The sequence below is a fragment of the Streptomyces sp. NPDC054849 genome (assembly GCF_053610945.1).
Window position 1 is genome coordinate 20,270 of record NZ_JBSGZI010000036.1, and the last position, 12,916, is coordinate 33,185.

At 72.0% G+C, this 12,916-nt stretch carries 15 protein-coding genes; 4 read left to right on the top strand and 11 right to left on the bottom strand.

Features of this window, described 5'->3' with window-relative positions:
• The gene (locus tag ACWGIF_RS17975) at positions 1-165 is read left to right on the top strand and encodes a hypothetical protein (protein ID WP_453498118.1); all 165 of its coding nucleotides are present in this window, start codon (positions 1-3) and stop codon (positions 163-165) included.
• Between the two features lie 88 nt (positions 166-253).
• On the opposite strand, the gene ACWGIF_RS17980 is transcribed toward ACWGIF_RS17975, so the two are convergent.
• Positions 254-700 carry a DUF6299 family protein gene (locus tag ACWGIF_RS17980; RefSeq protein WP_453498121.1) on the bottom strand — a complete coding sequence of 149 codons (447 nt, stop codon included), beginning with the start codon at positions 698-700 and terminating at the stop codon, positions 254-256.
• Positions 701-855: 155 nt separating this feature from the next.
• On the opposite strand from ACWGIF_RS17980, the gene ACWGIF_RS17985 reads away from it, so the two are divergent.
• Together ACWGIF_RS17985 and ACWGIF_RS17990 are read left to right on the top strand one after the other, a co-directional pair.
• Complete coding sequence (locus ACWGIF_RS17985) at positions 856-1,482, top strand: DUF4352 domain-containing protein (protein WP_453498124.1); 627 nt, start codon at positions 856-858, stop codon at positions 1,480-1,482.
• Between the two features lie 56 nt (positions 1,483-1,538).
• On the top strand, positions 1,539-2,033 hold the full coding sequence (locus tag ACWGIF_RS17990) for a DUF5949 family protein (RefSeq protein WP_453498127.1): 495 nt from the start codon (positions 1,539-1,541) through the stop codon (positions 2,031-2,033).
• Between the two features lie 121 nt (positions 2,034-2,154).
• Here the strand turns inward: ACWGIF_RS17990 and ACWGIF_RS17995 are convergent, their stop codons facing one another.
• Both ACWGIF_RS17995 and ACWGIF_RS18000 read right to left on the bottom strand, forming a co-directional pair.
• Entirely contained in the window at positions 2,155-3,414 is a 1,260-nt protein-coding gene (locus ACWGIF_RS17995) for a cytochrome P450 (protein ID WP_453498130.1), read from the bottom strand.
• Positions 3,415-3,524: 110 nt separating this feature from the next.
• Positions 3,525-4,685: a low temperature requirement protein A gene (locus ACWGIF_RS18000; RefSeq protein ID WP_453498244.1), complete on the bottom strand. Its 1,161-nt coding sequence runs from the start codon at positions 4,683-4,685 to the stop codon at positions 3,525-3,527.
• Positions 4,686-4,930: 245 nt separating this feature from the next.
• Between ACWGIF_RS18000 and ACWGIF_RS18005 the strand changes: the two genes are divergently transcribed.
• A complete protein-coding gene (locus tag ACWGIF_RS18005; RefSeq protein ID WP_453498133.1) occupies positions 4,931-5,143 on the top strand; it encodes a hypothetical protein in 213 nt (70 codons plus the stop codon).
• A 22-nt stretch (positions 5,144-5,165) separates the two neighbouring features.
• Here ACWGIF_RS18005 and mscL read toward each other — a convergent pair whose 3' ends face one another.
• The 8 genes from mscL to ACWGIF_RS18045 all read right to left on the bottom strand — a co-directional run bounded on the left by mscL (position 5,166) and on the right by ACWGIF_RS18045 (position 12,704).
• Positions 5,166-5,666, bottom strand: a complete 501-nt coding sequence (gene mscL, locus ACWGIF_RS18010; RefSeq protein ID WP_453498136.1) for a large conductance mechanosensitive channel protein MscL — start codon at positions 5,664-5,666, stop codon at positions 5,166-5,168.
• A 120-nt stretch (positions 5,667-5,786) separates the two neighbouring features.
• Complete coding sequence (locus tag ACWGIF_RS18015) at positions 5,787-6,386, bottom strand: hypothetical protein (protein WP_453498139.1); 600 nt, start codon at positions 6,384-6,386, stop codon at positions 5,787-5,789.
• Positions 6,387-6,525: 139 nt separating this feature from the next.
• Complete coding sequence (gene pyrF, locus ACWGIF_RS18020; protein ID WP_453498142.1) at positions 6,526-7,326, bottom strand: orotidine-5'-phosphate decarboxylase; 801 nt, start codon at positions 7,324-7,326, stop codon at positions 6,526-6,528.
• Between the two features lie 16 nt (positions 7,327-7,342).
• A complete protein-coding gene (locus tag ACWGIF_RS18025) occupies positions 7,343-7,900 on the bottom strand; it encodes a carboxymuconolactone decarboxylase family protein (protein WP_453498144.1) in 558 nt (185 codons plus the stop codon).
• A gap of 250 nt (positions 7,901-8,150) precedes the next feature.
• On the bottom strand, positions 8,151-8,984 hold the full coding sequence (locus ACWGIF_RS18030; RefSeq protein WP_453498147.1) for an S-methyl-5'-thioadenosine phosphorylase: 834 nt from the start codon (positions 8,982-8,984) through the stop codon (positions 8,151-8,153).
• A 78-nt stretch (positions 8,985-9,062) separates the two neighbouring features.
• Positions 9,063-9,371, bottom strand: a complete 309-nt coding sequence (locus ACWGIF_RS18035; RefSeq protein ID WP_453498150.1) for an FmdB family zinc ribbon protein — start codon at positions 9,369-9,371, stop codon at positions 9,063-9,065.
• A gap of 67 nt (positions 9,372-9,438) precedes the next feature.
• Entirely contained in the window at positions 9,439-10,788 is a 1,350-nt protein-coding gene (locus tag ACWGIF_RS18040; protein ID WP_453498152.1) for an MFS transporter, read from the bottom strand.
• Between the two features lie 389 nt (positions 10,789-11,177).
• On the bottom strand, positions 11,178-12,704 hold the full coding sequence (locus tag ACWGIF_RS18045) for a potassium/proton antiporter (RefSeq protein WP_453498247.1): 1,527 nt from the start codon (positions 12,702-12,704) through the stop codon (positions 11,178-11,180).
• Between the last annotated feature and the right edge of the window lie 212 nt (positions 12,705-12,916).

A 12,916-nucleotide genomic window follows, 5' to 3' on the forward strand; every position in this document is an offset into this window, starting at 1 on the left:
GTGCGCGGGCTGAGCAAGGCCGCCGTGACGGGCATCCTGGCCCTGCTGGTGGCGGCCGGGGTGCCGACCGTCGTGGACTGGACGACGGGGCGGCCGCATGCGGTCCCGGGATGCCAGTCGGTGGCCTTCATGTCGATGACGGACGTCTCCCCCGAGTGCCGGTAGCGGCCCCCCGGGCCGGACACGCCCCCCGGGCCGGACACGCCCCCGGGCCGGTCACGCCCCCGGGCCGCACACGCCCCCGGGCACGCCCCTAGCGGTGGTCGATCAGCTCGATCTCCTGGCGGTCCTCCGCGACGGTGTCGACGGAGCGCGGCATCAGCCCGGAGAAGTGGATCTCGTTGAGCTGGACCTCGGCCAGTGCCGGGCCCGGGTGGACCCCCGGGGTGAACTTCAGCGTGCCGGTGGCCTGCCACGCGTGCTCCTCGCCGTCGCAGTCCGCCTCGCCGCCGCCGAAGCCGAGCCGGGTGCCGTCCTGGAGGACGGCCGCCGCGATCTGCAGCTTCGCCCCGTGGGATGACGCCTGCTCGCAGTGGTAGCTACCGGAAAGGGTGATCCTGCCGTCCTCGGAAATATGACCGTACGGCTGTACGGAAATTCCCTGTTCGTAGACAGTGGCCTCGGCGGGCGCGGTGCATACCGCCGTGGCGGCCAATGCCGAGAGTGCTGCCAGGGCCATGCGGGGGCCGTGAATACCCATCGTTCCTCCGGTTGTCGTGGGCGGCGGGATTCCGCCGGAACGCATTGTGCTGGCAGGCGGGCGCACATGTGCACTCCGTGCACTCGTGTCGGTGTGTGCAATTGCCCGCTCGGGCGCGTGAGACTGGCCGAAATACATCCCCGAAGGGATCCCGCATGCGCAAGTCCGCCGCCCCCGGTCTCGTTCCCCGCCTCGTTCCCGGTTTTGTCCCCGTCCTCGCCACGGCCCTGCTCCCGCTCCTCCTGTTCGGTGCCACGGCCTGTCAGAGCGCCCCCGAGGGAGCCGCGCTCGCCCCGGCTGCGGCGCCCGCCGTCCCAGCGGACGACGGGGTGCCGGGCGCGGAGGGCGCCCCCGTGCGGACCGCCGCGAAGGGTGCCCCTGTGGGTGACCCCCTACGGGTGGACGGCACACAGGTCGGGCAGCACCTGCAGGTCGAGCTCGGCGCCTACGTGGACCCCGCGATCAGTGTCGAGAAGAACTTCGCCCCGCCCGCCGGCAAGCGCTGGGTGGCCGCCTCGATGTCCTTCGTCAACGTGGGCGGGGCCTCGTACGGGGCGCTCGGGCGCATGTGGGCGCACGACAGCTCGGGGCGGCGCCACCCGGTGGTGCCCACCGGCGAACTGACCACCGGCAAACCGATCGTCTTCGATTCCCTCGAGGTCGGTGAGCGGGCCGATGGATGGGTGGTGTTCGAAATTCCGGAAAACGCGCGCATTGTGCGTCTCCAGTACCAGGATGCGAACGTTCAGGCGAATTCCGGAGAGGGATTCTGGGCCGTCTAGCCCGCCCGAGTGAAAGGCCGGGAAAGGGTCGGCGGGCAGACCACTAGGGTGCGCGCATGACTTCTACTCAAGCCGAAATCGACCGGTCCCAGCTCGGCACCCTTTCGGTGCTCGCCTGGATCGGCGACCCCTCCGAGGCGCACGACATCCCGTACCTCCTCGCCTACACCCTCGGTGACGGCCCGAAGGGCCGGGAGGCGGGCGAGGCAGCGGCCCGTGGGCTGTTGGAGGAGATCGGCCTGCCCATCGGCGACGTCGTCATGGACGGCACCCGCAACCCGGCCACGTTCCCGGTCCAGATCCTGCTGGAGGGCAACCAGATCGCGCTCACCCTGCCGGGGATGAACGCGCAGTGCACCGCCCCCGACGAGTGGGTCGCCGCGGCCAACGAGAGCGGCCAGGCGTACTTCCTCTTCGCCACGCGCGCCTGGCCCGAGGCCGTCCCGGGGCAGCCGGTCGACGCGACGACCCTGCAGGCGTTCGCGGGCGACGAGTCGGTGCTGACGGGCAGCGCCCACTGCGTCCTGGCCGTGCGGCGCCTGCAGCATTAGCCGCCACCCCCCGCTCCGGCCGCCGGGCCCCCAGCCTGCCCGGTGGCCGGCCCCGGCCTTTCCCCCGCCTCTCCGCAGGCCGCTGCCGGCCCCCGCTGCGGCGGCCACTCCCGGGATGCCGTCAGGGCTGCTGTCCGGGCCGTTCGAAGGCGAACTTCAGCGAGCGGACCCGGTTGTCGAAGTTCGAGCCCGCCAGGTCCGGCAGGCCCACCGCGCGCAGCCCTGCCGGCCGGGTGAGCAGCTCGCGGAAGAGCGCCTTCATCTCCACCCGGGCCAGGTGCGCGCCCAGGCAGAAGTGCGGCCCCCCGCCGCCGAACCCCACGTGGGGATTGGGCGAGCGGGTGATGACGAAGGCGTCGGGGTCGGGGAAGACCGCCTCGTCGCGGTTGGCGGAGGCGTAGTACAGGACCACCTTGTCGCCCGGGCGGAAGACGTGCCCGCCCATGGTGTGCTCGGCGGCCACCGTCCGGCGGAACTGGATGATCGGCGTCGAGTGGCGGATCATCTCGTCCACCGCGCCGTCGGCGTACTTCTCGAAGTCCGAGAGCAGCAGGTCCCGCTGGTCGGGGTGGTCGGTCAGCAGGGTCAGCCCATGGGTGATCGCGTTGCGGGTGGTCTCCACCCCGGCGACCATCAAGAGGGAGAAGAACGCACCGAGCTGGCGGGCCCCGAGGGCCTGGCCGTCGACGTTCGCGCAGACCAGTGCCGAGATCAGGTCGTCGGTGGGGTTCTTGCGCCGCTCCCGCCCGATGCCCGCCACCATCCGCTGCATACGGGCCAGTGCACGCAGCCCGCGGCCGGGCATCCGCAGCCGGGAGGCCAGGCCGCGCTCCACGCCGATGTTCTCGGAGGCGTGATTGACCCGGTCGGCGATCTCGGCGCGGTAGCGCTCCGGGATGCCCATCATGTTGCAGATGACCTCCAGCGGGAGCCGGGACGCCACGGCCGAGACGAACTCGTCGGGCTGTCCGGCCAGTACGTCGTCCACGATGCTGGCCGCCACGGCGTGGATGTCTGCCTCCGCGGCCGCCAGCAGGCGGGGTGTGAAGGCTCGCTGCACGATCTTGCGGAGCCGCGCGTGGTCGGGGCCGTCCAGATTGACCATCGAGTCCCCGAACAGCGCGCGGACCCAGCGGGCCGGCTCGGGCGTGGTCACACCGGGGGCGCTGGCGAAGACTTTGGGGAGCCGACTGGCCTCCTGGACGTGCGCGTGCCGGACCAGCGCCCAGTGGCCGGTCCCTTCGGGGACGAAGACGGGGCCGCCGGCCGCGCGGAGGCGGGCGAAGGCGGCGAGGCGGTGGGCGGGGGGCTGCAGCCAGAAGCCCGGCTCGGCCAGTTCCCTGCCGGGGTCTTCGCCGGGGCGTTGTGCGGGGAGCGTCATGGCCTGGAAACGGCGGCGGGGGCGCGGGGGTGACGGTCCGGTGCGGCGCCTTTGCCGGGGGCGCCGCCCCCGGCCCCCCGCCCCTCGGCCGCCGAGGGGCTGAAAGAGCCTCACACTCCGGCGCGGCTGGTGGAACGCGCCGCCAGGGTCACCCCGACGGCGACCGTCGCCGTCGAGATCAGGCCCGCCCAGAGGACCGCGTACGCGCCCGTCCAGGTGCAGACGAGGACGGCGACGGCGGAGACCGGCAGGACCAGCTGCTGGGCGAGACCGCGCTTGAAGTGGCGGGAGTGCAACAGCCACACCATGAACAGGAAGAGGGCGGTGGGAACGGTGACGGCGGTGTTCGCGGCGGTCTGCGAGATGTGCGCCTCGCCGACGGCGTGTTCGACCGCGACCTCGATGCCCGCGCCGATCGCCGCACCGGAGGCGAAGATCAGCAGGTGGCCGTACCCCCAGGGGATGGCCTCCCGGTTGGACGTCAGGTGTTCGTGCATCGGGACGGCGAAGTAGATCCACCACGCGGCGAACACGATCAGCAGTCCGCCCCCCGCGATGGGCAGCAGCACGTCCAGCGCCTCGTGCTCGTCGAGCGCCGACTTGACCGCGACCGTGCTCGCGGCGATCGTCTCGCCCAGCACGATGATGGTGAACAGGCCGTAGCGCTCCACGATGTGGTGGGCGTGCCAGGGTGTCTCGTGCCCGCGCTCGGCGATCACCGGGACCATCAGCTCGGCGGCGACCAGGACCAGGAACAGCCAGCGCTTCGCCCCGTCCGGGGCGAACAGCAGCCCCACCCAGCCGGCCTGGCAGATCACCAGACCGGCCGCGTACTTCAGGGCCGCCGCCCTGGCCGCGCCCCGCTCCCCGGCGGCGGCCCGCAGCCACTGCGCCGTCAGTGCGACGCGCATGATGATGTAGCCGATGACGGCGACGGTCCAGTCGTTCGCGTCGAAGGCCAGGCTCACCCCCGCCGCGTAGACGAGCACGCCGGCGATCTGCACCAGGGTCGCGATCCGGTACGGCACGTCGTCGCAGTCGTAAGCGGAGGCGAACCAGGTGAAGTTCATCCAGGCCCACCACACCCCGAAGAAGACGAAGAAGTAGCCGATCACTCCGCTGCCGGGGTGGCCCTCCGCGAGCGCGTGCACCAGCCGGGCGCCGGCCTGCGCGATGGCGACGACGAAGCAGAGGTCGAAGAAGAGCTCCAGCGGGGTGGCCGCGCGGTGTTCCTCGTCGCGGCTGCGGGCGGTCATGGGGGAGAGGGCCATACCGGCCAGGAGACCAGAGGGGCGGGCCTTCGCCAGGCCGGACGCGCTGCCCGCACGCCCGCTGTGCCCCGGGCGGACCGCCCCCGCGGTGTTCGCGGCCCCGGCCGTCACCCACGCACGCAGGATGGTCATCGGCTTCCATGCCGCCTGCAAGGCGGCGGGCCGGTGGTTCCACGCCCTCGAGTGGGCCGAGGAGGCTCCCGGCTGAGCGGGGCCGCAGACCGGGGCGGCCGTACCCTGGAGGCATGAGCAGCACCCACTCCTCCGAGCCGCAGCCCTCGCGCCCCGTCCCCGGGCCCGAGAAGCCCCGGCCCAAGCCTCGGCTGGTCTTCGACGACCCGCTGGACCAGCAGTCCTCGGACGACACCGACCGAGGCTGGGGCGAGCGGCCGCCCGCCGGCGGAAGCGCGGCCGACCTGGCCCGCTTCCTCGACGAGAAGCCCCCGCACCACATCTGACCGGCCGAGGCGGCCGCAGCGGTCAGAACGCGTCGCGCGAACCCCCGGGGCCGGAGCCGCCGCCGTTGGTGCGCTGCGCGACCACCGCGTCCCGGATCTCCTTGAGGACCTCCAGCTCGGTGATCTCCATGGTCTCCTGGACGCCTTCCTTCGCCTTGCGCCGCGCCTCCTGCTTGGCGAGGTACTTCGCCATCGGCAGCACCATGAGGAAGTACACGACGGCGGCGGTGATCACGAAGGTCAGCGTGGCGTTCAGCACCGAGCCCCAGAGGATCTCGACACCCGTCGGCTGGCCGTTCGGGCCGATACCGCAAGGGTTCTTGATGCAGGACTTGTAGCCGTCCAGACTCTGCGTGCCGATGGCCCCCACCACTGGGCTGATGATGCCCTTGACCACCGAGTTCACGATGTTCGTGAACGCGGCGCCGATGACGACGGCCACCGCCAGGTCGACCACGTTGCCGCGCATCAGGAAGGCCTTGAAGCCCGCCAGTACGCTCTCCTTCTTCTTCTCGCTCACCACTGAGCCTTTCTTCACATGTGCCGAACACGGAGCCAACGGTTCCGAAAGCTACGGCAGTCCAGGCACGGCGTGTCCAATCGGCCCTCGTCTCGCGGTGACTTGACTGGCCGTCTGTGCGAATCAGCACAACGTCACCGCCAGTCGCGTCACGGCGCCCGCCCCCACGAGAGCCCGCGCGGTGTCCCGGGACACGGACAGCACCACCAGCGCCCCACCGTCCCCCACGCCCTCCTCATGGGCGGGTACTTCGGCGACGCGGGCGCCCTCCGCCACCACCCTCGGGGGTCCGGCGCGCTCCGCCGCGACCACGTCGACACGGTCCCCGGGCCGCAGCAGCCGCACCGTCGCCGCGTCCGCGATGCGCACCGGGGCCGAGACCATCCGCACCGCCGCGGATGGGGCCGCATCCGGTGAGGCCCGCACCGCGGGCGGTGCGGCGCCCCGCGAGGCCTGCGCATCCGTCCCGCCCACGGCCAGGGCCGCCGCCACGACGGCCAGGGCGGCTGAGGCGGCCCGCCGCCGGCGCCGCACGGCCCGGCGAAGCCGGTCCGCGCCCCGCCCCACACGCAGCGGCGGGAACGGCGGGACCGGGCGCGCGGGGGGACACGGGGACGCGGCCGCACACACGGGGGGCACAGGAGAAGCGGAAGAAGCCGAAGGAGCGCAAGCGGAGGCAACCGGAGCGGGCGAAGACGAAGGGGTCGAGGACATGCGGGACATGACGAACACCGCCAAACCGAGTGAGTCGCTGTGCCCGGACCCTGCGCCCGGACACATCCCACGATCCGGCCTCCCGTCGAATCCCGTCCGCGCCTGTGGACGATCCCCAGCCTGTGGACAACCCCGTCACCCCCAGGGGTCAGCGACCGGACCGCACCCGCCGCAGGGCGGCCACCGGGTCGGCGGCCCGCGTGATCGACCGGCCCACCACGACGTGCGAGGCCCCGGCCGCGAAGGCCGCCTGCGCCGTCCCCGCCCGGGCGTGCCCGCCCGCAGGACCGCCCGCCCCGCCGCCCGCCCCGCCGTCCGCCCCCAGCGTCACGCCCGGGGTCACGATCAGCCGGTCCGGCCCGAGCAGCTCGCGCAGCGGCCCGGCCTCCCGCGGCGAGGCGATGACGCCGTCGCATCCCGCGCCCCTCGCCAGCCGGGCCAGCCGCAGCACCTGCTCCTCGGTGTCCGCGCCGACGCCGATGTCGGCGAGGTCCCTCCCGGTCATGCTGGTGACCACCGTCAGCGCGAGCACCCGGAGCCGCGGGAACTCCCGCGCGGCCTCCACCGCGGCGGCCATGATCCCCGTACCGCCCATGCTGTGCACCGTCACCATGGACGCGCCGAGGGCGCCCGCGGCCCGGACGGCGCCGGCGACGGAGTTCGGGATCTCGAAGAGCTTGAGGTCGAGGAAGACCTCGTGCCCCCGCTCGACCAGGTCCCGTACGAGTCCGGGGCCTGCGGAGGTCAGGAGCTCCAGGCCGATCTTGTAGAAGCCGCACGCGTCGCCGAGGCGGCCGATGAGCCCCTCGGCGGCCGCCTTGTCGGCGAAGTCGAGGGCGACGATGACCCGGCGGTCGGCGTCCGCGTCGGAGCAGGCGCCGGTGTCGGGGCAGGTGCTGGTGGGCGTGGGGCCGGCGCAGGCGCCGACGCGGGGGGAGTCCGTGTTCACGCCGTCATTGTCGAGGTCAGGGCCTGGCCGGGATCCGGCAGGCCTCCGAGAAGCCCTGACTGGTCAGGCCGAAGGCGCTGTTGACGCGCGAGCGCCAGTTCTCCAGGGCGACCATGGCGGTGAGTTCGACGAACGCCGCCTCGCCGAGCCGCGCGATCAGTTCCGCGGCGAGCTCGTCCGTGACTGTCGGCTCGGTCTCGGTCATGGCCTCGGCGTACTCCATGACCAGGAGTTCCAGCTCGGTGAACACCTCGCGGGACTCGCGCCACCGCGGTACCCGCTCGATCTTCTCGGCCGGCATGCCCTGCTCGTGGCCCTCCCAGTAGCCGAAGTCCATGCACCACGAGCAGTTGATACGGGCCGCGGCCGCCATCACGGCAAGGTGCTTGAGGCCGGCGTCGAGCGCGTTCCACTTCGCCGCCTGCTGTTCCAGGCGGACGTACGAGAACAGCACGCGCGCGTGGTGGCCGTATGCCTGCCCGGGGTCGAGCACCTTGCCGTAGGTCCGGCGCGAGTACCAGGCGCCGATGCGCAGAAGAAGGGTGCGGGGCGGGGTGAGCGAGATACGCGGCATGACGTCATCTCCCGGGCTGTCTCGGTGGCGCCCTCACCGTCCGGCGGGGCCTTCACCCAGGAGGACAAGACAGCCGTGCCGAATGTGACAGTCCCCTGCGGAAACTCTTCCCCGGATGGGAGGGGGCTCATCCCGAGCGCCGTCGCGAGCCGGTCCGCCGTACGCCCCGGCTCCGACGAGGAAGCTCCGCCCCGAGGAAGCCCCGTCCCGAGGAAGCCCCGTCCCGAGGAGCCCCCCGAGGCGGCACCCCCTAAGGCAGCTCGATGCCCAGGTCCCACCCGTCGTGCGCGTGCGTGCACAGGCAGGCCCGCGACTCCGTGGCCGGCAGCGCCGCCACCGCGTCGAAGAGGACCTCGCGCAGGCGGCCGACGTTCTCGCCGAACACCTTCAGCACCTCCGTGTGGGACACGCCCTCACCCGTCTCGGCGCCCGCGTCCAGGTCCGTGACCAGGGCCAGTGAGGTGTAGCAGAGCCCCAGCTCGCGGGCGAGGACCGCCTCCGGGTGGCCGGTCATGCCGACCACCGACCAGCCCGCCGCCGCATGCCACCGCGACTCCGCGCGCGTCGAGAAGCGCGGCCCCTCTATGACGACCATGGTGCCGCCGTCCACCGGCTCCCAGTCCCGCCCCTGCGCCGCGGCCAGTGCGACGGAGCGGCCCACCGGACAGTACGGGTCGGCGAAGGTGGTGTGCACGACGTTCGGAACGGACCCGTCGGGCAGCGGCTCCCCGTCGAAGAAGGTCTGCGCGCGGGCCTTCGTACGGTCGACCAGCTGGTCGGGGACGAGCAGCGTGCCCGGCCCGTACTCGGGGCGCAGACCGCCGACCGCGCACGGGCCGAGCACCTGGCGGACGCCGACGGAGCGCAGGGCCCACAGATTGGCCCGGTAGTTGATCTTGTGCGGCGGGACGGTGTGGCTCCGTCCGTGCCGGGGCAGGAAGGCCACCTGGCGGCCGGCCAGCTCGCCCACGTACAGGGAGTCGCTCGGGGGCCCGTACGGGGTCTCCACCTGGATCTCGGAGACGTCCTCCAGGAAGGAGTAGAAGCCCGAGCCGCCGATGACACCGATCTCTGCGTTCACCATGCGGCCCACCCTAACGGGGCATGCCGAAGGCCCCGCTGCCCGGTCGGGGCGGGCGGGGCCTCATGCAGAAGCGAGCGGTCAGGCGGCCGACGTGGAGCTGCTCGTGCTCGACGACGCCGAGGAGGACGAAGCGGCGGGGGCGGCGGCCGGCGTCGAGGACGACGACGAGCCCGAGGCCGGCTTCGAGGCAGGGGTGCTGCTCGACGAGGCGCCACGGCTGTCGTTCCGGTAGAAACCGGAGCCCTTGAACACGATGCCGACCGCGGAGAACACCTTCTTCAGGCGTCCGTCGCAGCTCGGGCACACGGTCAGTGCGTCATCGGTGAACTTCTGCACGGCCTCAAGGCCCTCACCGCACTCGGTGCACTGGTACTGGTAGGTCGGCACGAATTTCCTCCTGGCACTCTCACTCAATGAGTGCTAACGACGCTCCATGGTGACGTATTCCGGCGGATCAGTCCACCGTCACCGGCACGCGGTGACCCATCCCACGCTCGTTCAACCGCTGACGGGAGGACGGCGAGGGGCCGTCCGGGGCCGCGGGCGCGGTGCCCGGACCGGACGAGTTCACGATCCGGCTCGGGGCCTTCGGGGCCAGCTTCGCACGCAGCGCCAGTAGGGTGGCCAGGGCGAGCGCAGTGGCCGCCATGGGCACCAGGAAGCCGAACGAGGCCCCGTGCGCGTCCGTCAGGCGGCCGGCCAGGATGACGGCGATGGCCTGCCCGAAGGCGATCGAACCGGTCAGCCAGGTGAAGGCCTCGGTCCGCGTGTCGGCGGGGACGAGCTGCTCGACCATCGTGTAGCCGGTGATCAGCGCCGGGGCGATGAACAGTCCGACGACCAGGCCGAGCGCGCCGAGCAGGATCAGGGAGTGGGCGGCCCACAGGACGGACGCGGCGGCGGTGAGGCCGATGTAGCCCAGGATCAGTCGGCGACGCGGGCCGATCTTCCAGGCGACGGCGCCCATGGCGATGCCGGCGATCATGTTGCCGGCGGCGAAGACACCGTAGAGCAGGCCGTTGGCCCCGGGGTTGCCGATCTCGTCGGAGAAGGCGGCGAGCGAGACCTGCATGCCGCCGAAGACGGCGCCGATCCCGAGGAAGGCGAAGATCAGGACGCGCAGGCCCGGGAAGGACAGCGCGAAGGCGCGCTTCGCCTCACCGTGGGCCGTCGGGGCCTGCGGCTTGGGCTGGGTGGCCCGCTGGGCCGCGAAGAGCAGACCGCCGAGCAGCGTCAGTGTGGCCTCGGTGACCAGACCGGCCGCCGGGTGGACGCCGGTGCACAGCGCGGTCGCCAGCACCGGGCCGACGACGAAGGTGAACTCGTCGGTGACGGACTCGAAGGCGGCGGCCGTCGGGAGCAGCGGCGAGCCCTCCAGCTTGGCGGCCCAGCGCGCCCGGACCATCGGTCCGACCTGCGGCACCGAGGCGCCGGCGGGGACGGCGGCCAGCGCGAGCGCCCAGACCGGCGCGTTCAGCAGGGCGAGCGCGGCCAGCCCGCTGACGGCGGCGGCGTGCGTCAGGACCACGGGCAGCAGGACGGCGCTCTGGCCGAGGCGGTCGGTGAAGATGCCCATCAGGGGCGCGGACAGCGCCATGGAGATGCCGGTGACGGCGGCGATGATGCCGGCGCTGCCGTAGGAACCGGTGGTGTGCTGGACCAGCAGCAGGATGCTGATGGTCAGCATGCCGAAGGGGAGTCGGGCTGCGAAGCCGGGGAGTACGAAGCCGAGGGCGCCGGGCGTGCGCAGGAGCTGTCCGTAGCCGGGGCGGGCGGACTTGTCGGTCGTGACCGCGGATGTCACGGCCTGGCCTTTCCGCTGCCTGGTAGAGCGTCCCCGTCTGCGGGCGGTGCTCCGCCTTGTGAGCGGCCGCACCCGTACATGTGGGAGCCCCGAGAGCTGTCCTCTTGCGCAGAACCGAGTGATACCTGGGCGCCCACTGCGGGAGGGTGCCACGGCCGCTTTGCGGTCGCGCCAGCTCTGCGTCAGGCAGAGTTGGTTCGATCTGGTGTGCCTTCATCGTACAGGGGTCGCCTCTATCACGCCCTGTGATTACGGTGACAAGCATTGTCTTCGCCTGCGATTAACGGGAGCTTCACGGGCCAGAGGCCTGAAAACAGGGAGGAAAGCGGTCAGAGCGCCGCGAAATCGGCGGGATGAGAACGCCGCTCTCACCGATATCCGGGCCCGGGTCAGTGCGAATCGGGTCCGTTGCCCGTGCCCAGCCACCCCGCCAGCTTGCCGCCCCGGGCGACCGCCCGCAGCCGCGCCTCGGCCGCGTCCCGTACCGGATCCGTGGCCACCACCAGCAGCTCGTCCCCGCGTCGCAGCACGGTCGAAGGCAGCGGCACGAAGCTCTTCGCGTCCCGGACGACCAGCGTGACCGACGCCCCCGGCGGAAGCCGCAGCTCGCTCACCTCCACGCCGTGCATCCGCGAGGCCGACGGGATCTCGAAGGAGAGCAGGTGTCCGCGCAGCTTCTCCAGCGGCGCCGACTCGATGCCGAGGTCGGACGCGGTCTCCTCGCCCTTCCCGAGGTTCAGCTTGCGCGCCAGCCAGGGCAGCGTCGGCCCCTGGACCAGGGTGTAGACGACGACCAGGACGAAGACGATGTTGAAGACGCGGTCGCTGCCCTCGATCCCGGACACCATCGGGATGGTCGCCAGGATGATGGGCACGGCGCCGCGCAGGCCCGCCCACGACATCAGGGCCTGCTCCTGCCACGGAATCCGGAAGGGCAGCAGGCTGATGAAGACCTCCAGGGGCCGCGCCACCATCGTCAGCACCAGCCCGATGACCACGGCGGGCCAGAAGTCGTGGACCAGCTCGTGCGGGGTGACCAGCAGGCCCAGCAGCACGAACATGCCGATCTGGGCGATCCAGCCGAGCCCGTCGGCGAATCCCCGCGTGGCCGGCCAGTGCGGGAGCTTGGCGTTCCCGAGCACCATCGCCGCCAGGTACACCGCGAGGAAGCCGGAGCCGTGCGCCATGGCGCCGGCCGCGTACGCGGTGATGGCGATGGCCATCACGGCGATGGGGTAGAGGCCGGAGGCGGGCAGCGCCACGTGCCGCAGGCCGTACGCGCCCAGGAAGCCGACCGTCAGGCCGATCGCGACGCCGATGGCCAGCTCCAGCGCGATCTTGCCGAGCAGGACGTACCACTCGTCCGCCGGGCCGACGGTCGCGAAGGCCACCACCAGGATGACGACGGGTGCGTCGTTGAAGCCGGACTCGGCCTCCAGGACGCCCGTGATCCGGGAGGGCAGCGGGACCTTCCGCAGCACCGAGAAGACGGCCGCCGCGTCGGTCGAGGAGACGACCGCGCCGATCAGCAGGGCCTGGCGCCATTCCAGTCCGACCAGGTAGTGCGCCCCCGCCGCCGTCACGCCCACGCTGATCGCGACGCCCACCAGCGACAGCATGATCGCCGCCGGCAGCGCCGGCTTGATCTCTTTCCACTTGGTGCCCAGACCACCCTCGGCGAGGATCACGACGAGTGCGGCATAGCCGATGACCTGCGTCAGCTCGGCGTTGTCGAATACGACGTTGCCGATGCCGTCCTGGCCTATCGCGACGCCTATGCCGAGGTAGATGAGCAGGCTGGGGAGGCCGCTGCGTGACGAGACGCGCACCGCCGCCACGGCGACGAGCAGCACGAGCGAGCAGACCAGCAAAAGCTCATTGAGCGTGTGGACAGTCAGCGGGCGGCCCTCCTCGATGCGCCCGGTGGATCGATCCTCCCGGCGGCAAGTTCGGCAAGTAGTTCGTTACCTTACCTAATCTTTGACGCGCCCTTTACGCGATACCCACATTGTGAAACGCCTGTTCGCCCCTGTCCTCAGGTCCTCGACCCCTGGCGGATCAACGAAGCGGGTCCTGCGCCTATGGTTGCTCCCAGCACTCCCAGGACCACCTGCCCCTCTAAGGACAG